Annotated in this window: 23 protein-coding genes; 11 read left to right on the top strand and 12 right to left on the bottom strand. The window is 63.8% G+C overall.

The genetic code is table 11. From position 1 onward, the window contains the following. Window positions 1-61: 61 nt before the first annotated feature. A complete protein-coding gene (locus MUB52_RS00880; protein ID WP_263842295.1) occupies window positions 62-1,003 on the bottom strand; it encodes a fatty acid desaturase in 942 nt (313 codons plus the stop codon). A gap of 146 nt (window positions 1,004-1,149) precedes the next feature. Here MUB52_RS00880 and MUB52_RS00885 point away from each other — a divergent pair, with 146 nt between their 5' ends. Beyond that, a complete protein-coding gene (locus MUB52_RS00885; protein ID WP_263842296.1) occupies window positions 1,150-1,983 on the top strand; it encodes a helix-turn-helix domain-containing protein in 834 nt (277 codons plus the stop codon). A gap of 275 nt (window positions 1,984-2,258) precedes the next feature. On the opposite strand, the gene MUB52_RS00890 is transcribed toward MUB52_RS00885, so the two are convergent. The 6 genes from MUB52_RS00890 to MUB52_RS00915 form a co-directional block, all read right to left on the bottom strand. After that, a complete protein-coding gene (locus MUB52_RS00890) occupies window positions 2,259-2,681 on the bottom strand; it encodes an acyl-CoA thioesterase (RefSeq protein ID WP_263842297.1) in 423 nt (140 codons plus the stop codon). Between the two features lie 37 nt (window positions 2,682-2,718). Then, entirely contained in the window at window positions 2,719-3,117 is a 399-nt protein-coding gene (cueR, locus tag MUB52_RS00895; RefSeq protein WP_263842298.1) for a Cu(I)-responsive transcriptional regulator, read from the bottom strand. Further along, window positions 3,114-5,369 carry a heavy metal translocating P-type ATPase gene (locus tag MUB52_RS00900; RefSeq protein ID WP_263842299.1) on the bottom strand — a complete coding sequence of 752 codons (2,256 nt, stop codon included), beginning with the start codon at window positions 5,367-5,369 and terminating at the stop codon, window positions 3,114-3,116. The genes cueR and MUB52_RS00900 overlap by 4 nt, the downstream gene beginning before the upstream one ends. A gap of 86 nt (window positions 5,370-5,455) precedes the next feature. Then, entirely contained in the window at window positions 5,456-6,961 is a 1,506-nt protein-coding gene (locus MUB52_RS00905) for a heme biosynthesis protein HemY (protein WP_263842300.1), read from the bottom strand. 13 nt (window positions 6,962-6,974) lie between these two features. Next, entirely contained in the window at window positions 6,975-8,363 is a 1,389-nt protein-coding gene (locus tag MUB52_RS00910; RefSeq protein ID WP_263842301.1) for a COG4223 family protein, read from the bottom strand. A gap of 67 nt (window positions 8,364-8,430) precedes the next feature. Next, a complete protein-coding gene (locus tag MUB52_RS00915; RefSeq protein ID WP_263842302.1) occupies window positions 8,431-9,141 on the bottom strand; it encodes a uroporphyrinogen-III synthase in 711 nt (236 codons plus the stop codon). Between the two features lie 73 nt (window positions 9,142-9,214). Here MUB52_RS00915 and tsaD point away from each other — a divergent pair, with 73 nt between their 5' ends. Genes tsaD through MUB52_RS00940 form a run of 5 tightly spaced genes read left to right on the top strand, consistent with a single transcriptional unit; the run spans window position 9,215 to window position 12,409 of the window. Next, complete coding sequence (gene tsaD / locus MUB52_RS00920) at window positions 9,215-10,312, top strand: tRNA (adenosine(37)-N6)-threonylcarbamoyltransferase complex transferase subunit TsaD (RefSeq protein ID WP_263842303.1); 1,098 nt, start codon at window positions 9,215-9,217, stop codon at window positions 10,310-10,312. After that, on the top strand, window positions 10,309-11,271 hold the full coding sequence (locus MUB52_RS00925; RefSeq protein ID WP_263842304.1) for an NAD(P)H-dependent glycerol-3-phosphate dehydrogenase: 963 nt from the start codon (window positions 10,309-10,311) through the stop codon (window positions 11,269-11,271). Before tsaD ends, MUB52_RS00925 begins: the two co-directional genes overlap by 4 nt. Continuing rightward, on the top strand, window positions 11,272-11,544 hold the full coding sequence (locus MUB52_RS00930; RefSeq protein ID WP_263842305.1) for a YciI family protein: 273 nt from the start codon (window positions 11,272-11,274) through the stop codon (window positions 11,542-11,544). Continuing rightward, a complete protein-coding gene (locus tag MUB52_RS00935; RefSeq protein WP_263842306.1) occupies window positions 11,544-11,963 on the top strand; it encodes an EVE domain-containing protein in 420 nt (139 codons plus the stop codon). Before MUB52_RS00930 ends, MUB52_RS00935 begins: the two co-directional genes overlap by 1 nt. Before the next feature lie 50 nt (window positions 11,964-12,013). Continuing rightward, window positions 12,014-12,409: a DUF1761 domain-containing protein gene (locus tag MUB52_RS00940; RefSeq protein ID WP_263842307.1), complete on the top strand. Its 396-nt coding sequence runs from the start codon at window positions 12,014-12,016 to the stop codon at window positions 12,407-12,409. Window positions 12,410-12,657: 248 nt separating this feature from the next. Here the strand turns inward: MUB52_RS00940 and MUB52_RS00945 are convergent, their stop codons facing one another. The 3 genes from MUB52_RS00945 to ahcY all read right to left on the bottom strand — a co-directional run bounded on the left by MUB52_RS00945 (window position 12,658) and on the right by ahcY (window position 15,389). Further along, a complete protein-coding gene (locus MUB52_RS00945; protein WP_263842308.1) occupies window positions 12,658-12,999 on the bottom strand; it encodes a DUF2853 family protein in 342 nt (113 codons plus the stop codon). Between the two features lie 213 nt (window positions 13,000-13,212). Then, window positions 13,213-13,836 (bottom strand): PRC-barrel domain-containing protein, encoded by a 624-nt coding sequence (locus MUB52_RS00950; protein ID WP_263842309.1) that lies wholly within the window; start codon window positions 13,834-13,836, stop codon window positions 13,213-13,215. 164 nt (window positions 13,837-14,000) lie between these two features. Then, window positions 14,001-15,389 (bottom strand): adenosylhomocysteinase, encoded by a 1,389-nt coding sequence (ahcY, locus tag MUB52_RS00955; RefSeq protein ID WP_263842310.1) that lies wholly within the window; start codon window positions 15,387-15,389, stop codon window positions 14,001-14,003. A 179-nt stretch (window positions 15,390-15,568) separates the two neighbouring features. On the opposite strand from ahcY, the gene MUB52_RS00960 reads away from it, so the two are divergent. From MUB52_RS00960 to MUB52_RS00970, 3 genes are all read left to right on the top strand, one after another. Beyond that, the gene (locus MUB52_RS00960) at window positions 15,569-16,213 is read left to right on the top strand and encodes a hypothetical protein (RefSeq protein ID WP_263842311.1); all 645 of its coding nucleotides are present in this window, start codon (window positions 15,569-15,571) and stop codon (window positions 16,211-16,213) included. 97 nt (window positions 16,214-16,310) lie between these two features. Continuing rightward, window positions 16,311-16,916 carry an HD family hydrolase gene (locus MUB52_RS00965; RefSeq protein WP_263842664.1) on the top strand — a complete coding sequence of 202 codons (606 nt, stop codon included), beginning with the start codon at window positions 16,311-16,313 and terminating at the stop codon, window positions 16,914-16,916. Further along, window positions 16,913-17,398: a GNAT family N-acetyltransferase gene (locus MUB52_RS00970; protein ID WP_263842312.1), complete on the top strand. Its 486-nt coding sequence runs from the start codon at window positions 16,913-16,915 to the stop codon at window positions 17,396-17,398. Before MUB52_RS00965 ends, MUB52_RS00970 begins: the two co-directional genes overlap by 4 nt. A 95-nt stretch (window positions 17,399-17,493) precedes the next feature. Here the strand turns inward: MUB52_RS00970 and MUB52_RS00975 are convergent, their stop codons facing one another. Beyond that, entirely contained in the window at window positions 17,494-18,048 is a 555-nt protein-coding gene (locus tag MUB52_RS00975; protein WP_263842313.1) for an ActR/PrrA/RegA family redox response regulator transcription factor, read from the bottom strand. 85 nt (window positions 18,049-18,133) lie between these two features. Beyond that, window positions 18,134-18,751 carry an SCO family protein gene (locus tag MUB52_RS00980; protein ID WP_263842314.1) on the bottom strand — a complete coding sequence of 206 codons (618 nt, stop codon included), beginning with the start codon at window positions 18,749-18,751 and terminating at the stop codon, window positions 18,134-18,136. A gap of 95 nt (window positions 18,752-18,846) precedes the next feature. On the opposite strand from MUB52_RS00980, the gene regB reads away from it, so the two are divergent. Further along, complete coding sequence (gene regB, locus MUB52_RS00985; protein WP_263842315.1) at window positions 18,847-20,235, top strand: sensor histidine kinase RegB; 1,389 nt, start codon at window positions 18,847-18,849, stop codon at window positions 20,233-20,235. An 83-nt stretch (window positions 20,236-20,318) separates the two neighbouring features. Continuing rightward, window positions 20,319-21,869, top strand: a complete 1,551-nt coding sequence (locus MUB52_RS00990) for a PAS-domain containing protein (RefSeq protein WP_263842316.1) — start codon at window positions 20,319-20,321, stop codon at window positions 21,867-21,869. Window positions 21,870-21,909: the final 40 nt, after the last annotated feature.

Genomic DNA, 21,909 nt, shown 5'->3' on the forward strand with positions numbered 1-21,909 from the left:
CCCCCTCCATGTCGTCTGGCCGCATCAAAGCGGGAAGCGGGGTCAGACCGCAAGGGAAATGTCAGGGATCCGCCGCGCGCTCCGCCCGAAACTCGGGCGCCTGCCAGAGAAGGTGCGGCACCGGATCCTTGGTCCGGAACAGGAAGAGCCGCGCGATCTGGGCATAGGACCGATAGGCGTAGCCGCCATTGCGTGACAGAAACGCGGCCCGCCGGGCCATGTAATGGGCTCTGAGTTGGTACCACGGCATGCGCGGGTGCGCGTGGTGCACCGCATGCAGGTTGTTCTGCAGGAAGAGGAACGCCAGCGGCCCCCGGTCCTCGATGATCACGCTGCGACAGCGGGCCCGTTCATGCGCGCGGTGTTCGAGAAACGTCCGGATCTTCAGGACCGAATGGCTCGCATAGGCGGACGCGAGATACAGCCAGAAAGGCATATCCGCCACGGCCACCCACCAGAGCGCGACCGGAACAAGACCGAGGGCGTGGAAGATGTATGCGTCTCTAACAGGGCTGTTTCCGTGACGACTCGCATACCAATCCGCCTTGTAGAACACGGCGAGTCCGATCAGCGGGCCTACGAGCATCCGCCCCAGAAGCGTGTTGTTCCAGGTGTAAAGCAGGCGCCGCAGTGTGCCCCACCGCGCCCAGGCTGCGGGGTCGACAAAATTGCTCTCGGGGTCGTCGTAAGGATCCGTCAGCGCAGGGTCATGGTGATGCGCCAGATGCGTGTCGCGGAAGCGATGATAGGGGATCAGTAGCCCAAGTGCGGGAAAGACCAGCGTTGTGTTCAACCGCGCACTGCGGAACGGGTGACCATGCAGCACTTCGTGGCTGAACGAGGAATAGAGCGTCAGCGACAGGGTAAGGGCGAGGCCGGCGACCCATGGGCCAACCAGCTCGAAGGTGGTGGTGGAGAGGGCGAAACCCGCATAGCAGAGGCAGCAGATCATCAAGGTTGGCCACTCGATCGCTTGGGTGCTCTCTCCGCCTGGGGCAGTCAACTTATCCTGTCCTTTCAATGGGTTTTTCGTATTCCAAATCTGCAAGGAGAAGTGTCGCCCGATCGAGGGTTGCCGCAAGAGCGTGAATCTGCGTTGGCTGCATTACATATGTCACGATCTCATGATTTTGTTGCGAGAGCACATTTTTGCTGTATTTTCAGGTCATGGACAGGCGTGATCTCTCGGCAGGGTTCAAGGAACGACTGGCACAGGTGCTTGCCTCGCATCCCACCGGAAAAGGGCGATTCCTGAAGGATGTGGGCATGGATCGCTCCGCATTGAGCCAATTCCTCAACCCCGAGAGCGACCGGCTGCCCCGCGCCGAGACCCTGCGGCAGATCGCCCGGGTGAGCGGCGTCTCGGTCGATTGGCTTCTGTGCCTCGAGAACGCGCCTGAGGGCCGGCAGGAAGTGGCTGAAAGCGTGCAGATCGAGAAGGCGGTGCAGGCGGATGGCTCAACGCCATTGGATCAATGGCGCAGTGCTGCCTCAGGGTTCAAACTGCGCTATGTGCCCTCGACCCTGCCTGACATCGTAAGCTTCTCGCCGGACAACGTGCCTGATGCACGGGGCGGCGGGGTGGAGAACGTGCTGGGCCAGGTCTCGCTCGACGACATGGATGTGGAGATCGCCATGCCGGTGCAGACGCTTCAGGACCTCTCGGCGCGCAGCGGGCTGTGGCGCGGAGCGGATCCGGAGCAATGCCGCGAACAACTGACCTATATGGCCGGGGTCTGCCGCAAGAACTACCCGGCGCTGCGGCTGCACCTCTACGACGGCACGCAGACCTTCTCGGCGCCGTTCACGGTCTTCGGCAAGCAGCGGGTCGCGCTTTACATCGGGGACGCGTATCTGGTGATCAGCAGCCCCGATCAGATCCGCGGCTTTGCCAAGCAGTTCGACCGGTTGGTGCGGCGCGCGATCATCGGCGCGGATGTGGTGCACGAGATGCTGGAGGAGCTGGCGGCGCAGGTGCGGTAGGGCGGCTCTAGGTGCACAGGATATCGCCCGAGCTGGAGGGCGTTTGCGATCTGGCAGTTGCGCGCGATAGCAAAGAGTTAACTGACATCCCGCTGCTTGAAACGATGGAAAATCGCCCTCATTTCACCAAAGGCAGACCTCCGGTTTGACGGGGCGGTGTCGCCATTGGCGACGGCGCGTCAATGTCGGCCGATACCCGACCTATCAGCCGGGCGGAACATCTTTGCGACGTTTGCCCTGAAAAGTCGATGACAGGTTCGCTTGCCGCAAACCGCTTACAAATCCCCGCTGAGATAGCGCTGCATCTCGGCGCGCAGACCGTCGGACCAGGGCACTGGGCGACCGCTTTCCATATGGACATAGACCAGCACCGGAGTCGCGGTCATGCGCAGCTGATCACCGCATTTCGCGGTGATCCGCAGGTGGGCCGACGTGCGTCCCAGCCGCAAGACCGAGAGCGACCAGGTGAGCAAATCGCCCATGTGGCTCGGTGCAGAGAACTCGGCACCGATGGACACGGTGGGCACGCCGTAACCGGACTCCATGTGCATCTGCGAAAAGGAGTGGCCCAGGCCGGCATCGTGCCATTCCTCCACGGTCTGGTTCACCATCTCGAAATAGCGGGGATAGAAGACGATGCCGGCGGGATCGCAGTGCTGGAAGAGCACCTTGATCTGGTGTTGGAAAATCTCGCTCATGCGTTCAAGGTGACCGGTCTGGTCGCGGCGTCAAGGGTCAAGCGTGATCCGGCGCAGCAGCGAGATCGGCGAGGATCGGACAATCGGGGCGGTCGTTGCCTGCGCAGGCGTCGATCAGATGCGAAAGCGTGTCGCGCATCTGGCCCAGCTCGGCGATCTTGCGGTCGATCTCGTCGAGATGCGCCTGGGCGAGCCGTTTCACATCCGCGCTCGCGCGCGTCTGATCGTTGTAGAGCCGCAGCAGATCGCGGCAGGCTTCGATCCCGAAGCCGAGAGAGCGGGCCCGGCCGATGAAGGCGAGCTTGTGCAGATCACTGTCCGAGAAGTCGCGATAGCCGTTGTCGCTGCGCGCGGGCGCAATGAGCCCGATGTCTTCGTAGTAGCGAATGGTCTTTACAGGCAGGCCCGTGCTTCTGGCCACGTCGGAGATGTTCATGCCGCCTCCCGTTTCAATCCACGTAGACGCAGCGCGTTGCTGAGCACGAAGAGGCTCGACAGCGCCATGGCCGCTGCGGCCAGTTGCGGTGACAACAGCAACCCAAGGCTGGCATAGAGCGCCCCCGCCGCGACGGGGATCAGCGCCGCGTTGTAGGCGAAGGCCCAGAAGAGGTTCTGACGGATGTTCCGCATCGCCGCGCGCGACACGCCAAGCGCGGTTTCAACGCCTCGCAGATCGCCCGACATCAGGACCACATCTGCCGCCCCGATGGCGATATCGGTTCCGCTGCCAATCGCGATGCCCACATCCGCCTTGGCCAGCGCTGGCGCGTCGTTGATGCCGTCGCCGACGAAAGCCACCTTGGCTCCGCCCTGCTGGATCGTCTCCAGCGCGGCGGTTTTGCCTTCAGGCAGCACCCGGGCGATCAGATCGTCGATGCCGATCTGATGCGCAACCGCATCTGCCGTCTCCTGTTTGTCGCCCGTGATCATCGCGACACGCAAACCCTGTGCATGCAACCGCGCAATCACCTCAGCCGCGTTCGGTTTGATCTGATCGGTGACGGAGATAAGGGCTGCGGGCACGTCTCCGATGGCCGCGAAGAACACCGTCTCGCCCGATGCGGCACGGGCGTTGGCGGCATCAAGGGCGTCGCCCAGTGCGATCCCGTTCTCCGCCATCAGCGCCTCCGAACCGACGAGGACGCGTTGGCCCTCCACCTCCCCAATCGCACCGTGCCCGCTCAGCGCCTTGATCGCGTGCGCCTGCGGCACCGTCAGACCGGCGGTGCGCGCCGCCTGCACGACCGCATGGGCGACGGGGTGTTCCACCCGCGCCTCAACGGCAGCGACGTAGGACAGGGCAGTGTCGGCATCGAACTCGCCCAATGGCTCGAAAACGCTCAGAACCGGTGCACCTTCAGTCAGCGTGCCGGTCTTGTCGAAGGCGATGACGTCCACGTCCGCAAGCGCCTGCAGGGCATCGCCCTTGCGGAAGAGCACGCCCAATTCCGCGGCCCGGCCCGTGGCCACCATGATCGAGGTGGGCGTGGCCAGCCCCATGGCGCAGGGGCAGGCGATGATCAGAACCGCCACACCGGCCACGAGCGCATAAGAGATCACCGGCGCGGGCCCGACAGCGAGCCAGATCAGCACCGTGGCACCGGCAATGCCCAGAACCGTGGGGACGAACCAAAGCGTCACCCGATCGACCAGCGCCTGGATGGGCAGCTTGGCACCTTGCGCGTCCTGAACCATGCGGACGATCCCGGCAAGCAGCGTATCGGCGCCCACACGGGTGGCCTGCAGCGTCAGGCTGCCTGGGCCGTTGATCGTACCGCCCGTGACCGGATCGCCCGCCTGCTTTTCGACCGGAATGGGCTCTCCCGTGATCATGCTCTCGTCAAGGTGGCTTTGGCCTTCGGTCACCACCGCATCGACAGGCACACGCTCGCCCGGACGCAGCAGGATCACATCTCCCGGCTCGATCTCAGCCACGGGAACCGTCTGCGCGCGCCCGTCACGGACGACCTGCGCCGTCTTCGGTTGCAGTTGGAGCAGCGCCCGGATGGCCGTCCCCGTGCGGCCCTTCGCCCGCGCCTCCAGCGACCGCCCGAGCAGGATGAAAAACACGATGACGGCCGCCGCTTCGAAATAGACCACCTGTGCGGCCGCAGGCAGCAGGCCCGGTGCCAGAAGGACGCAGAGCGAATAGCCGTAGGCCGCCGATGTGCCAACCGCCACGAGGCTGTTCATGTCCGGTGCCCGGTGCAGCAGCGCGGCCACGCCCCGCGTGTAGAATGCCCGGCCCGGCCCCACCAGGATGGCCGCGGTCAACAGAGCCTGTATCCACCAGCTCTGCTGCGTTCCGATTGTCTGCATGACGAAGTGGTGAAACGCAGGCACCATGTGACTGCCCATCTCGAGCACCACGACCGGCAGCGCCAGCAACCCCGCCACCCAGGTCTGCCGCGCGAGACCTTCGGCCTCTTCGGTTCTGCGGTCCTCCGCGGCCTCGGGCACGCGCACCTGCAGCACCGTGGCCGGGTATCCTGCTTCGGTCGCCGTCCGGGCGAGCGCCTCGGCGGTCGGTTCTGCGCCATCGACCTCGATGGTCGCTTCCTCGGTGGCAAGGTTGACCGCCACCTCCCGCACGCCGGGGACGCCGGCCAAGGCCCGATCCACCCGCGCCACACAGGAGGCGCAGGACATGTTTCCGACTGTCAGTGTGATCTTGTGCGAATCGAGCACAACCTCAGGCTCCCGTAACCACTTACAGGAGAGATAAGGTCTCCAGTCACTGGAAGGTCAAGCCCCCAAGCCCGAAGTGATGAACCCTAGGCCCGTTTCTCTTCCTCTGCCGGGGTCTCCTCCGGCGGGACCTCTTCGGCATCCAGCAGTTCGGCGTCTTCGACCGTTTCCTCGGCCTCTGGGGCCGGATCGGATGCCGTTTTTGTCTGGTCTTCGATCGCGCCGACGATCAGCGGCAGCATTTGCACGCCGCCGGGCATCGCAACCTCGGACATCGGCGGGGTCTTCCATGTGAGCGTATCGAAGCTCTCGCAGTTCTCACACGTCGGCGCCCATTCCGCATGAATGTGCTGGCAGTTGTCGCAAATCCACTGCGGGCCGCGCGACACGGTGAGCGCCCGCGCCAGCCAGCCGCGCACAACTGCGTCATCGGCCCCTTCACCCCGTTCGATCGCCGCCATCAGCGTGACCGAGCGCGCCGTCGGATCCGTCTCGACCAGATCGCCGAGCGCGCGGCGCGCTTCGGGGAAATCCTCATTTGCGATATGCAGCTCGGCCAGGAGCATCCGTGTCTCCGGATCCTGCGGGTTGATGCGGGTCAGCAGCGCAAAGCGCTTGATCCGCTGGCCAGGTGTCTCCTCCGGCTCGATCTCGGCGAAGGCCGCGGCGAGGTCAGGGTGCGGCATCGTCTCCCAGGCCTTCTTGATGATGCGCGTGGCATAGCGCGGCTTGCCTTTCTCGATGTAACTTTGCGCTGCCATCACCGCGGCCGGGATCAGATCGGGCGACAGCTTGTTCGCCTCGATCGCCTTCTCCTTGGTGTCGATCGAGGTGTCGGCATTGAGGATGTCCTTGGCCTCGGACAGCGCGAGCACCGCGTCGCGGCGCTTGTGCACGTCGCGCGGCAGGCTCCCGTACTTGAGCTTGGCACTCAACGTCTGCCGAGCGCCCGCCCAATCCTCTTTCTTGGCCTGAAGACGCAACAGAAGATCCTGGACCTCTTCATGCTTGGGTTTGATCGCGAAGGCTTTCTCGGCGAGTTTCAGGGCGGTCTCGGTGTCGCCATCCGCAAGCTTCTGCTTGAGGATCCCGCGCACCCCGACGAAGCGCGTGGCATCGTTGGTGACCAGCTTCTTATAGGTCTCTTCCGCCTTGCGCCGGTCGCCTGCCATTTCGGCCGCCTGTGCGGTCAGCAGGTTGGTCAGCTCCGGCTTTTTGAGGTAGCGGTCGGCCTTGGCTGCTTTGGCCATGGCCACGCGGCCTTCACCGCTCGCCAGCGCCATCATGCCTTCAGAGAGCGCATCAAAGCCTTTGCGTTCACGGTTCCGATCGAAATAGCGCGACAGTGCCGTCTCGTCGCCGTTGAGAAAGTGCCAGGTGGCCAGCAGCAACGACAGCAGCTTGAGCAGGATCCAGACCGCAACCACAAGGACGACAACGGCGATCACCGATTGCAGCGGCCCGAAGGTGTACTCGCTGCCCATGACGGTCACCTGAACACCGCCCTGGCTTTCCAGCAGGTAACCCGCGCCCAGCGCAAGTGCGGCAACGACCCCGACGAAGAGGATGATCTTGATAAGGGACCAGAGCATAAAATCGACTTTCTCAGTTAACCGTCAGACTGTCGGAGAGGGCCTTGGCGGCGTCACCCGCCGCCTTGCGTGCCGTAGCACCAGCCAGCCAATCCTGCATGGCCGTCTTCGCAGCATCGGGCAGCGCTTCCGTTTCCGCCAGCGCAGCGTCAAGATCGCCCGCCCGCAGCGCGGCCTCGGCACGAGACAGCACCGCATCGGGGTCAGAGCCTTCCCGTGGCGTCACAGAACGCGCACTCAACTGCCGCCGAAGAAAGCCGCCCAAACCGTCCACTTCGGATTCCGGCACCTCGGCACGGGCCGCGGCCAGAGCCGCGCGGGCAGCCTCCGGGAAGGACTCGCGCAGGGCAGAGACGGTCGGAACGCCCTCGAGCGCCGCGGTGCGCAGGGCTTCAGGCACCTCGACCGGTGTTACCTCTTCGAGCGCGCCCAGCGCCGGCTCGAACGCCTCGCCTGTCTCGACAGCCGTGATCACGCGGGTCAGCGCGGCACGGGCCAGGATCCGCTCGGCTTCGGCGCTGGCGCGGGCATCTTCTTCCGCAAGTCGCGCCTCAAGCTCCTCGATCGAGGATTGCAAGGCGGCAAGCTCTTCGCTGTTGTCCGGCGGAGGAGCCACCGGATCGGCCACCGGCCGCGCCTCGAGCTCCTCCAGCCGCGTGGTCACGGATTGCAGTGCCGTCTCAACCGACGCCAACGATTGCGAAAGACCTCCCAGGTCGGCCGACAGATCGGGGATCTCGGGCATCTCGGGTGTTTCAGCGGTCTCGAGCGCGCCGAGCCGCTCTGACAATGCCGCCAACTCACTGTTCAGCGGCGCGAGATCGACCGGTTCGGGCGCAGCCGCGCCGGGCAGATAGGCATCCAGCATGTCACCGCGCCCAGCAATGAAGCCTAAAAGCGCCGCCACGATACCGCCGAAGACGGCGGGCCAGAAGCTGGTGGTCCGCTGCGGGGCAGCAGGCGGTGGCGGCGGGAGCTCCTCGGGCTTCACCTCGTCACTTTCCTTGGGCTCCGGGTCGGTATCTTCGACGGCTTCGACCGTCCCTGCATCGGTCTCGGCCACAACCGTATCGGGGTCCGCGACATCCTGGCCCTCGATAGAGTCCTCACCCATACGGCCTTCTTGGGTGGCGTCCTTTTCGTCGCTGTCGACCCAGACGAACCCCTCTGCGCGCTCGTCAAGCGGTTCGGGCGCAACAACCGTTTCTGCCTCCTGTGAGGGTTGTGCCTTGTCCGCGGCGTCCGACAGGGTGGGGTCGGGGTCCTTTGGGGTACTTTCCGTGGTCTCAGACGCCGCAGTCGGCTGATCGTCACCCTTGGACAGTTCGGGCAAATCGCCCAGCGCCTCGTCCTCGGTCACCTTCGGTGGCTGGTCCTTGGTTGGTTTTTTTGGTTTGGCCACGACATCCACCTTTTCGAATCTTCCCCAGCGGCGCACTCAGGAACCTTACTCGCGCGCATCGCACCTCTCAACCCAAGCTGACGCGGGCAACCAGCTTTTCAAGGCAGCGCACCATCGCCTCAGCCGTCGGTTCCTCCGCGATTTCAAGCGCTTTCAGCGGCAAATGTGCAAGTGGCTCAGCCACCGCAACGCTCAAGGCCGCCACGGAGGGGTGCGCAGTTACCGGGCAGTCCCGGGCAAAGCCCATAGCCGTGCGCGGGGAAAACACGGCAACTATCACCGGATCGGACCCGGCCAGACACGCACGCGCCTCGGCGGTCAGAGACAGAAGCGCCTGATCGTAGACCGTGCGCCGCTGCACGCTGAGACCTTGGGCACTGAGCCGTTCGGCGACCTGCCCACGCGTGTAGCGCCCCGCGAGATGCCAGAGAGGTGACGTCGGAAGCTCAGAACCGAGAGACGCGACCAACGCGTCAGCTGTCTGGCCTGAGAATGTCGCCTGCCAGCCAGCACTCCGCGCGGCCTCGGTGGTGGCCGCCCCGACGCAGAAGGCCCGCCGGCCCGCACCTCGGGGCGCAAAGCGGACCGCATTTGCCGAGGTGAAGATCACGGCGTCCTCGGGCGCAATGGTCAGCGCGGCCTCAACCGGGACAATCTCGATCAGAGGGCTCAGGATGATCCGGACGCGGTCACGCAGCGCACCGGGCAGCTGATCGGCAAACCGCTGGTTCGCCCGGGTAGGGCGCGTCAAGATCAGCGACAGGGGGGGCGTACCCATTCGAACCCTCAGCATTGTTTGCGGCCCTCTCCGGTGTTACCTGCGAGCCAGATATCTTGCAACGGGATCACCTGTGTCGGGATCGCTGACAGTTCTGGGCCTGGAGAGCAGCTGCGACGATACCGCGGCGGCGGTCCTGCGCCGTTATGCCGGAGGTGAGACAGAGATCTTGTCGTCTGTTGTCTACGGCCAGACCGACCTGCACGCCGACTTTGGCGGGGTCGTGCCCGAGATTGCCGCGCGCGCCCACGCAGAGGCACTGGATCACTGCGTCGAACAGGCTCTGACACAGGCGGAGTGCGGCCTTGGCGAGATCGAGGCGATTGCAGTCACCGCAGGCCCCGGCCTCATCGGCGGCGTGGTCTCTGGCGTGATGTGCGCCAAGGGATTGGCGGCGGCGACGGGCCTGCCGCTCTACGGGATCAATCATCTCGCCGGCCATGCGCTGACCCCGCGGCTGACCGATGATGTGCCCTACCCGTATCTGATGCTGCTGGTCTCTGGCGGTCACTGCCAGTTCCTGATGGTCGAAGGCCCGGACAGCTTTGTCCGGCTGGGCGGAACCATCGATGACGCGCCGGGCGAAGCCTTTGACAAGGTCGCGCGGTTGTTGGGCCTGCCTCAGCCGGGGGGGCCTGCTGTCGAAGCGACCGCGGCGCAAGGGGCAGCTGATGGCTTCGCCTTGCCGCGGCCGCTGCTCGACCGACCCGGCTGCGATCTGTCGTTTTCCGGCCTGAAGACCGCCGTTCTGCGGGCGCGCGACGCGGTGGTCGCGGCACAGGGCGGCCTGCCAGAGGCGGCCCGCGCAGATCTTTGCGCCAGCTTTCAGGCCGCTATTGTGGACGTGTTGGTCGAAAAGTCGCACCGCGCGCTCGACCTCTATCGCGACACCGGACCGGGCCAACCCAGCTTTTGCGTGGCGGGTGGGGTTGCTGCAAATACGGCCATTCGGCGCGGGTTAGAGACGCTTTGCGCCGATGCGGGTGTCCGGTTCTGCGCACCACCGCTGGCGCTCTGCACCGACAATGCAGCGATGATCGCCTTCGCCGCCATCGAGCAGATGAGTACACGGCCGCCGGACGGCTTTGCCCTCTCGGCGCGGCCGCGCTGGCCGCTGGACCGGGCGAGCCCTGCCATGCTCGGCAGCGGCAAGAAAGGGGCCAAGGCGTGAGCGTCGCGGTCCTGGGCGGTGGCGCCTTCGGCACCGCGCTGGCCGTGGCCCTGTCGCAGAGGGGGCCTGTGACCCTCTGGTGCCGCGCGCCCGCACAGGCAGATGATATGGCCAACCGCCGCGTGAACGAACGGTACCTGCCGGGCTGCACCCTGCCGGCTGACCTAACGATCACCGCCGATCTGACTGCGGCGGCCGATGCAAAGATCTTACTTCTGGCGGTGCCGATGCAACAGCTCGGACGCTTCGCCAGGGATGAAGCCAGCCATCTCGACGGCAAGATCCTGGTGGCCTGCTGCAAGGGGATGGACCTGCGCAGCGGCGCGGGGCCGGTGGAGACCCTCGCGCAACACTGTCCGACGGCCCGCGTTGCACTGCTGACCGGGCCCAGCTTTGCGCGCGACATCGCGCGGGGCCTGCCTACCGGCCTGACCCTCGCCTGCGCCGACGCCGGCCTTGGAGAAACACTGCAACACCAGCTGGCGACGCCGGCTCTGCGGCTCTACCGGACCACCGATGTGATCGGGGCAACACTCGGCGGCGCTTTGAAAAACGTGATGGCGATCGCCTGCGGTGCGACGATCGGAGCCGGTCTCGGCGAAAGCGCGCGGGCGAGCATCCTGACCCGTGGCTTTGCCGAGATGCAGCGCCTCGCCCTGCTGAAAGGTGCCGTACCCCAAACGCTCGCCGGGCTGTCTGGCTTCGGGGATCTGGTACTGACCTGCACCTCGGAGCAATCCCGCAATTATCGCTTCGGACTCGCCATCGGCAGGGATGAGGCCTTCGATGCCTCGATGACGGTCGAAGGCGCTGCAACGGCGCAGGCCGCCGCCCGTCTTGCCCAACGGGAAGGGATCGACCTGCCCATCACTTCGGCGGTTGCGGGGCTGGTGGAAAAACGGTTGGATGTGGCCCAGGCGATGGATGCGTTGCTGTCGCGCACATTGAAGGAAGAATAGATGCTGGTTGCTCTGATCGCGCATGACAAACCCGGCGCGCTGCCGGTCCGGCAGGAGAACCGCCCGGCGCATGTGGCCTATCTGAAAGAGAGTGGTGCCGTGCAGCAGGCGGGGCCGCTGCTCGATGATGCTGGCGAGATGACCGGGTCGCTGATCATTCTCGACGTCGCGGATATGGCCGAAGCGCGGGCGTGGGCCGCTGCGGATCCCTATGGGCAGGCGGGGCTCTTTGCCTCCGTCGATCTGATACCTTGGAACAGGGTGATCGGCTGATGCAGTACTGGCTCTTCAAATCCGAAACGAGCACCTGGAGCTGGGACCAGCAGGTGGCCAAGGGCGACGCGGGCGAAGAGTGGGACGGCGTGCGCAACTACCAGGCGCGCAACTTCATGCGCCAGATGAAAGTCGGCGATCAGGGCTTTTTCTATCACTCGCAGAAAGAACGCGCGATTGTCGGGATTGTCGAGGTAATCGCCGAATCCCATCCCGACAGCACCACCGATGATGCGCGTTGGGACTGCGTCGATATCAAGGCGATCAAGCCGGTGAAGACCCCCGTCACGCTGGATGAGATCAAGGCCGACCCGCGGCTATCGGAGATGGTGCTGGTGCGCAACTCGCGCCTCTCGGTGCAGCCGGTCACTGCCGATGAGTGGCGGATTATCTGCGAGATGGCCGGCGTTTCTGTCTAGCCCGATGCCGGACTTGGTGGCAGTCTCCCGCCAGAAAGTGGGAGGACGTCATGGAATATGTGAGCGTTTTGGTTGCCGGTGTCGCCGGCTTCATGTTTGGTGCGGTCTGGTACACGGTGCTGGCGCAGTCATGGATGAAGGCCTCGGGCGTGCCGCTCGATGACAGCGGGCAACCGGCCAACCGCGCGGATCCGGTCCCCTATGTCACCAGCCTTCTGGGGGCGATCCTGGTTGCGGGCATGATGCGGCACACCTTCGAGCTGAGCGGGATCGATACGGTGGGCAAGGGGCTGCTGTCGGGTCTTGGGATCGGGCTCTTCCTCGTCAGCCCGTGGATCGCGACATTCTACAGCTTCGGCGCCAAACCGCGCCGCCTCATCCTGATCGACGGCGGATACGCGACGTTCGGCTGCACCGTGATCGGAACGGTCTTGACGTTGTTCTGAGTTGTTCTGAATTGGGGGATTTCAGAAGTCCATGAAGGGTTCTGGCGCCAAGCCAGAACCCTTCTTCACCCCACGTGCTTCCTATTCCCACCGCACGTGTCTGAAACTGGTCCTGGCCTTGCTAGCCGGATGTCCAAGAGATACAGGCCACAGCCGAAAATTGCAAATTTTCAGTGTTTTAAATGCGGTCCAAAAAAGAAACGCCCCCTTAAGAAAAGGAGGCGTCCGGTCGGTCTCTCGGATCCGGATCAGCTGTAGACAGCTTCCTTTCCGAAATGCTTGGTCAGCATGTAATAGACCACCGCGCGATACTTGTTCCGCTCGGATTTTCCGTAGGTTTCGATCACCGAGTTGATCGCGGCGTCAAGCTCTGGTCCATCGGAGAGGCCCAGCTTCTTGATCAGGAAATTGTTCTTCACGGTCTCGATCTCGCCCGCCTGGCTGGAGGCCACTGTGGCCGCATCGGCATCATAGATCGAGGGCCCGCAGCCGATGGTCACTTTCGTGAGCAGGTCCATGTCCGGCGACATGCCACATTTGTTCTTCAGATCATCTGCATATTGCGCGATCAAATCGTCCCTTTTGCCCATAAATCTCTCCCAGTTGGCAAGTTTGACCAGTTCCTCCGGCCTTCGTGCCACAGGTTAACCACTATATTGCTGTTCACAAAAGGAGTTTTTGTAGCGCCAGTTCCCCGGCGCGGCGTCTTGCTGCGGCGATCCTGCACGAGTGCGGTCGCGTGAACCGGACGAGGGCCCCGTCGATGCAGGGCCCTGCTGTCGCGTGGTCGTGAGCCCAGCGCGTCAGGAGATCTGGTCGATCACCATGTCTTCCGGCACGCTCTGGATACCGGTTTCATCGAACTCGGGCTGGGCTTCAAGCTCTGCCTCAGTCCAGGATGCCAGCTTCAGCGTGCCGTCCTCGCCGGCCATGCTGAACTCGCTCAGCGGAATCGCCACCGTATACTCACCAAAGCCGAGAAACCCGCCGATACCGATCACGGCCGCCAGCGCATCACCCTCACGAACGACATAGTCGATCTCACCGATGACGTCGCCGTTGGCTTCGGCCACATCCATGCCGATCAGATCACCGACGACCATGCCGGACATCTCGGCTTCGGCATTTGGATCCGGTGTGTCCGTGGCGTAATCGGTTGCCTCCTCCACCGCGTCGGTCGTCGCGGCCACGGCGCCTTCGGCAGTATCTTCAACCGCCTGCGCTGCATCCGATGCGGCCTCGGTCGTGGCGTCGATAGCGTCTTCGGTCGCCTCGGCTGCATCACCTGCCAGCTCCTGCGTCTCCTGAGCGGCGTTTTCGACGGCCGTCTCGGCCGTGATCTCTGCCTCGGGCGAAACGGATGTCCCGGCAAGAGCGGTCCCTGCAGTAAGGGCGAGAATGGCGACTGTAGCTTTCAGATGGGTCATGGTTACCTCCATTTGGGTTACGTGCAGGCAACACCCTCGGGCCGCAAATCGTTCCACCCGCCAGTCCGAAAAAGGACGTAAAACCAAAAATTTAGTGAATTGAACAAAAACGCCGCCTCCGCGGGAACGGAGACGGCGCGTCAGGCGTTTTCGCCAGTTGCGGCTCAGTAGCGATAATGCTCGGACTTGAACGGGCCTTCAGGCGCCACACCGATATAGGCCGCCTGCTCCGGGTTCAGCGTGCTCAGCTTCACGCCGATTCGGTCGAGGTGCAGGCGGGCCACTTTCTCATCGAGGTGCTTCGGCAGGATGTAGACCTCGTTCTTGTATTGATCGCCCTTGGTCCAGAGTTCGATCTGCGCCAGCACCTGGTTCGTGAAAGAGGCGGACATCACGAAGGACGGGTGGCCCGTCGCGTTCCCGAGGTTCAGCAAACGACCTTCGGAGAGCAGGATCAGACGGTTGCCGTTCGGCATCTCGATCATGTCCACCTGCTCTTTGATATTGGTCCACTTGTGGTTCTTGAGGGCGGCGACCTGAATTTCGTTGTCGAAGTGGCCGATGTTGCCGACGATGGCCATGTCCTTCATCTCGCGCATGTGCTCGATGCGGATCACGTCCTTGTTGCCGGTCGTCGTGATGAAGATATCGGCGGTGGAAACCACATCTTCGAGCAGCACGACCTCGAAGCCGTCCATGGCCGCCTGCAGCGCGCAGATCGGGTCAATCTCGGTGATCTTCACCCGCGCACCGGCGCCGCGCAGCGAGGCGGCGGAGCCTTTGCCCACATCGCCGTAGCCCATAACGACGGCAACCTTGCCGGCCATCATCGTATCGGTCGCGCGGCGGATCCCGTCGACCAGCGATTCCTTGCAGCCATACTTGTTGTCGAACTTCGACTTGGTGACCGAGTCGTTCACGTTGATCGCGGGGAAGGGCAGCTGGCCCTGCTTCACCAGATCATAGAGGCGATGCACGCCGGTCGTTGTCTCCTCCGAGACACCGATGATCTGATCGCGGGTCTTGGTGAACCAGCCAGGCGACTCGGCCATGCGTTTCTGGATCTGAGCCTTGATCACGGTTTCTTCTTCGGAGCTGGGGACAGGGATGATCTCTTCCCCGGCCTCCGCGCGCGCGCCGAGCAGCACGTAAAGCGTCGCGTCGCCACCATCATCGAGGATCAGGTTGGGGCCGTCCTCGAACAGGAAGGATTTGTCGAGGTAGTCCCAGTGCTCTTCGAGCGACTGGCCCTTGACCGCAAAGACAGGTGTGCCGCCTGCGGCGATCGCGGCGGCCGCATGGTCCTGGGTGGAAAAGATGTTGCACGACGCCCAGCGCACCTCCGCGCCCAGCGCCACCAGTGTCTCGATCAACACCGCGGTCTGGATCGTCATGTGCAGCGAACCGACGATCCGCGCACCCTTGAGCGGCTTGCTCTCGCCGTATTCGTCGCGCAGCGCCATCAGCCCTGGCATTTCGGTTTCGGCGATGTCGAGCTCCTTGCGGCCATAGTCCGCAAGCGAGATGTCTTTCACGATGTAGTCGGTGGCCATCTGCATGTCCTCTTCAACCGGGGGTTCGGTGTGTTCAACTCATAGTTTGACCGGGGGCATAGCACTCCACCGGAAGGCCAGCAATCCCCTGTATTTTCGTTGGAAAACACTCTGTTTACTTTTGAAATCTGTTTGTCAAATGGTAGTCTCCTTTGGGGATTTTTTAGAAGGGTACATAGATGAGAGTCGTTTCATTACTCAAAACCATCGCGTTTTCCGCCGGCCTTGCGCTGGCCGCAACAGCCTCGCAGGCGGCCACTGTGGCAACGTTCAGCTCAGGCGGGACCGTCACCTCGGCGACCAATGGCACGGGCTATGCCGCGCAAGGCACCTTCACGGGTCAGTTCCTCGATCCGGGGCTGAATCCGTTTGCCAAGGACAATTACCGCCTGAATGCGACACTGACCGTGAACAGCGTGACGGTGTTCTCGGGCGTCGAGACCGCCCAGAACAGCACGATTTTCGAACTGCGGCCGCTGATTTTTGCAGGGGTGGTCTCGCTGGAGCCCAGCTTCGTCCCGGCGGTGCCCGGCATCCTGGCCGTTGTCTCTGCCAACACGGGTGCCATCACGCCGGTTGGCGGCGGGATCTTCTCCTCCTTTTCGAGCACGGGGCCGATCCCGCAACCGGGCGGCTTCACCGAGAGTTTCTCGGGCTATGTGGGCGATGTCATGAGCCCGATCTTCAACAGCCAGCCGATGACCTACAGCCTGTCGGTCGACATCGAGCGTGTGGCGCCGGTTCCGCTGCCTGCGACACTGCCGATGCTGGCGCTCGCGGGCCTTGGGCTTGGCGCCATCGCACGGCGCCGCAAGACCGGCTGAGACCGGAACGGTCACACGACAGGGACCGAGCCCCGGGTGGCCCGGTTTTTTCATGCGCGCTCTTGCCGATCCGGCGATGGGGCGGCACAACACGAGGATGGCCCGAACCCAGAAATCTCGCCGTGCGTGGCAGCGGATGCTGTCGGGACGGCGCCTCGATCTGCTCGACCCAACGCCGGTGGATATCGAGATCGAAGACATTGCCCATGGGCTCGCCTTCGTGGCGCGCTGGAACGGGCAGACACGGGGAGAGCATGCCTATTCCGTCGCCGAGCACTCGCTGCTGGTCGAGACGTTGTTCGGGCGGATCGCGCCAAAGGCCCCCGCCAGATGGCGCCTCGCCGCGCTTCTGCACGATGCGCCCGAGTATGTGATCGGCGATATGATCTCACCCGTGAAGGCAGCCGTCGGGCCGGGCTATGAGGCGCTGGACGAACGGCTGGCCGCTGCGGTGCATCTGCGGTTCGGACTGCCCGCCGCGATCCCGCAGCAGATCAAGCGGCAGATCAAGAAAGCCGACAAGATCAGCGCCTGGATGGAGGCCACGCAGATTGCCGGCTTCTCCGAGACAGAGGCCAGCAGGTTCTTTGGCACACCGGACCCGCAGGTGACCGAAACCCTGCAGATCGTGCTGCGCCCGCCGCTGGAGACGAGGCGCGCCTTCACCCAGCGCCACGCAGCACTTCTGAAGGAGATGGGATGATCCAGGTCCGCCCCGCCATGACGCTCGATTGCGCTTCCATGGCGCAGCTTCTCAACGAGATCATCCAGATCGGCGGCACAACGGCTCTGACCCGGCCCGTCACCGGCACCGACCTTGCCGAATGGATGCAGGATGAGCCGGATCGGTCCGCCTGGCATGTGGCGGTGAACGCGGAAGAAGCGGTGGTCGGCTTTCAGTGGATCGCGCCGAACGCGAGCCTTCCGGAGGGTGCGGCGGATATCGCCACATTCGTGCAGGTGGGGCAGACCGGCCTGGGCATCGGCTCGGCGCTCTTTGCCGCCACGGCGAAGGCCGCAAAACTGCTGGGCTACAGATGGATCAACGCAACCATCCGCGCCGACAACACAGGCGGCCTGACCTATTATCAGAGCCGCGGTTTCCGCGATTGGCGGTTCGACGAAGATGTGACCCTCGAAAGCGGGCAGCGTGTCGACAAGATCAGCAAGCGCTATGATCTTTGAGACAGGGGTGGCCTGAAAGCCCACCCCACCTGCCAGCACGACCGGTCGGATCCGGCGGGTGGGGTGGGCTTTCAGGCCACCCCTTGCCAAACTGTCTATCGCGGCGAGCGTTTCGCGAGGATACGCTGGAGTGTGCGCCGATGCATGTTCAGCCGCCGCGCCGTTTCGCTGACATTTCGATCGCAAAGCTCGAAGACCCGCTGGATGTGTTCCCAGCGCACGCGGTCCGCGCTCATCGGGTTTTCGGGCGGCGGCGGCAGGTCGTCCCCCCGCGCAAGCAGCGCGTTCACGATATCCGCCGCGTCAGCTGGCTTTGAAAGATAGTCGGTCGCTCCGATCTTCACCGCAGCCACAGCAGTTGCAATGGCACCATATCCCGTCAACACCACGACGCGGACGTCGGAGCGTTTCTCGCGCAGCACCTCAACCACATCCAGACCATTGCCGTCCTCAAGGCGCAGATCGACCACCGCATAGGCCGGCGGCCGCGCCGTTGCAATCGCCGTGCCGGCCGCTACCGAATCCGCCATCTCGACGGCAAAACCCCGTTTTTCCATGGCCTTCGCTAGGCGCCGCAGGAAGGGCTCGTCGTCATCGACCAGCAACAAACTGTTGTCGTCGTCCGGGTTCAGCTGCACAGCATCTTGCATGGGGCGTCTTTCTTAGAACGTGTCCTTTGCCCCACCTATATGTGGCAGTCCGGTACCGTCGTCAAACGCTGCGACAGTTTGCGCCTCAGGCGTTTTCGGCAAAACAGGCGACCGTGTCCGCGATGTCCTGTGCGGTTGCTTCGCGGCGGAAGAACTCGACAAACCCGTGCTCGGGCAGCACGAGGTAGCTGAAGGTCGAGTGATCGACGAGATAGAAATCGTCCCCGCTGTCATGCGCCTTGTAATAGGTCCGGTAGGCTTCACTTGCCGCCTTGACCTGCTCGGGAGAGCCAGTGAGCCCGATCATCCGCTCGTGCAGGTTTGCTGCGAAGTCTCCGACAACATCCGGCGTGTCCCGCTTGGGATCGACGGAGATGAAAACCGGCGTTGTCGAGATGTTGCGCTCCGCGAGCATATCGACCGCAACTGCGTTCCGCGCGGCATCGATCGGGCAGACATCGGGACAGAAGGTGTAGCCGAAATAGATCAGCGTGGGTTCGGTGATGACATCCTGGTCCGTCACCGTCTCGCCTGCGGCATTGACCAGCTCGAATGGCCCGCCAATGCTTGCCGCACCCCCGGCGATCTGGCTCGCGCGGCACTGCGCGAAGCTGTCACCCCCATCGCGCGGCTGGGTGGCGAACCAGATGCCCCCGAGAAGACCCACAATGGCGATGGCGGCAAGGGCTGCGATGTTGCGCATGGGTGTCGCGTCTCCTGATTTGTTATAGGGTGGTTTTATCACTTCGCAGTCCTACCGTCCTGCGACATCTGTGCAACTCAACATGTGGTGAGCCGATGCCCGAGAGCACCGTCAGCCCCTTCAGCGGTCGTACGCGCGCCAACTGGATCCGGCTGCGCACCATGATCCTGCTGCGGTGGTTTGCGATCGCCGGCCAACTGACGGCGATCACCGTGGCGCAGCACTGGTATGGCCTGCAGCTGGAGCTGGGGTTGTGCTACCTCGCCATTGGCGCATCGGTGATCGCCAACCTCGTCGCGATTTTCGTCTTCCCCGAGAACAAACGGCTGAGCGAGGTCGAGAACATGCTCATGGTGCTGTTCGACCTGCTTCAGCTCAGCGTTCTGCTGTTTCTGACCGGCGGACTGCACAATCCCTTTGCGCTGCTCATGTTGGGGCCGGTGACGATCTCGGCGGCAGTGCTCACGCTCAGATCGACAGTTCTTCTGGGCAGCACGGCGATCCTGATGGTATCGATCCTGTCACAGTTCCACCTGCCGCTGCGCACCGAGGCCGGGCTGATTCTGGAGTTCCCGCAGCTTTTCGTCTTTGGCAACTGGATCGCGCTGATCATCGCGATTGTCTTTATCAGTGCCTATTCCGTCCGGGTCACATCCGAGATCAACTCCATGTCCGACGCACTCGCCGCCACCCAGATGGCTCTGGCGCGCGAGCAGAAACTGACCGACCTCGGCGGCGTGGTGGCCGCAGCCGCGCATGAGCTGGGCACGCCGCTCGCGACCATCAAGCTGGCCAGCGGCGAGCTGATCGAAGAGCTGGCCGACCGACCAGAGCTGCGCGAAGACGCCGTGCTCATCCGCGAGCAGGCAGATCGCTGCCGCGACATCCTGCGCAACATGGGCCGGGCCGGCAAAGACGATCTGCACATGCGCCAGGCGCCGCTGATGGCCGTCGTGGAAGAGGCTGCCGAGCCGCATATGGCGCGCGGCAAGACCGTTCATTTCCACCATCTGGAAAACCCCAAGCAGCAACCCGATATCCTGCGCAAGCCCGAGATCATTCACGGGCTGCGCAATCTCATCCAGAACGCCGTCGACTTTGCCGAACTGGACGTCTGGATCGAAGCGGGCTGGACCGAAACCGAAGTGTCGCTGCGGATCATGGACGACGGCCGCGGCTTTCCGCCTCACCTGCTGGGGCGCATCGGCGATCCCTTCATGCGCCGCCGCCCCGGCAATCCGGAACGGCGTCTGCGCCCCGGTTACGAAGGCATGGGCCTCGGTCTTTTCATCGCGAAGACCCTACTGGAACGCTCGGGCGCCGAGTTGCGCTTTGCCAACGGTCGCGACCCGGCGGTGCCGTCCGAAGGGTCACACTCCGACCTCGGTGCGATTGTCGAGGTGACTTGGGCACGCGACCGGATTGATGTCAAAGCTGTCGATCAGAGCCGTGTGCTGGGCGAGAATCGCCCCATCACAGCGTGAGTCGCCCGGCCCGTTAACCAGCCATTAACCAGCGTACGCAGATATTGAGCGGGTCTTCACTTCACGTAAGGATCCGCAGGCTCATGCCGATTTGGGACATTGCAGCCGTGATTGCTGCTGCTGCGCTCAGCACGGGCGCCGCACTGTTCTGGATAGTGCGGTCCATCCAGGCCGCGCCGCCCGCAGGGCCCGGAACCGGGGGCGAAAGCCGCCCTGACGGCATCTCCTTTCTGTTTGACAAAGAGAATCTGCATCACGCCTCGGAAACCGCGCAGCAGCTCTATCGGCTGGTCCCGGGCCAGGACGACTGGGAGACATGGCGCGAACGCATGCTGAACCGCTTTCCGGGGCTTCCGGAACGTCCCTTGCCCAATCAGCCGGGCGATCTCACCATTGCGGCGCGACATGCAGAGGACACCGCAACACTGAAACTGACCAGCCGCGGTCAGTTCACGCAGATCCACATGGATGACGACCGCATGATCAACGCGGCCCAGTCCCAGAAACTGCGTGCGCTGCACCGCGAACTGGCCGACTTGCGCCGCGCGAGCGATACGACCCCGCACGCGGTCTGGCAGGTGGACACAGCGGGCAAGGTAACCTGGCACAATGCAGCCTACGAAGATCTCTACACTCGGCTGCACAACACGGCGCCGCAACCGACGGCGCCTGTCTTTGATGTGGCCGACGCTCTGAACGAAAAGACCGGACGGCAGCGGGTGTCGACGAAATCCGCGATCGACGGCAAGAAGGATTGGTATGACGTCAATGCGGTGACGGTCGGTGACATCACCATCTTCCACGCGGTCGACGTAAACGCGGTGGTGAAATCCGAGGTGGCTCAGCGCAATTTCGTGCAGACCCTGGCCAAGACCTTCGCGCAGCTGTCGATCGGCCTTGCGATCTTCGACCGCAACGGCCAGCTGGCCCTCTTCAACCCCGCGCTGATCGATCTGACGGACCTGCCGGCAGACTTCCTGAGCGGTCGGCCCACGCTGCTGTCGTTCTTCGACCGGATGCGCGAGAACCGGCGAATGCCCGAACCCAAGAACTACCACTCCTGGCGGCAGGAGATCTCCGAGGTGATCGCCGCGGCCACCGACGGGCGCTATCAGGAGACCTGGACGCTGGAGACCGGCCAGACGTATCGCGTCCGCGGCCGCCCGCACCCCGACGGGGCGATTGCCTTTCTGATCGAGGATATCAGCGCCGAGGTGTCGCTGACCCGCAACTTCCGGGCCGAGCTTGAATTGGGGCAGTCCCTCATGGATACATTCGAGGAGGCACTCGTTGTCTTCTCGTCCACCGGAGTGCTGACGTTCTGCAACCGCGCCTATCGCGAGCTTTGGGGGCTGGACCCGGACAACTCCTTCGCCGACGTCACCATTGCGGATTCGGTGCAGGAGTGGAAGCGGCAGTGCAAGCCCGGCGCACGCTGGGCAGCGTTGACCGACTTCGTCCGCGGCTATGGCGAGCGGACCAGCTGGGACATGCCGGCGACCCTCGTCAAGGGGCCGGTTCTGGCCTGCACCGTCTCGCGGATCGCATCGGGTGCCACGGTAATCCGGTTCATCAGCGACGACACCGAAAAGAGCCGCTCGAGGCTCTCCGGACACATCCAACGCAGCGCCTGACGCCCTTTGCCTCTTGCGGCGGCTCTCGGGCGCGGTAAGC

Origin of the sequence: Roseobacter sinensis (genome assembly GCF_025755255.1) — a bacterium.
Lineage (GTDB): Bacteria > Pseudomonadota > Alphaproteobacteria > Rhodobacterales > Rhodobacteraceae > Roseobacter > Roseobacter sinensis.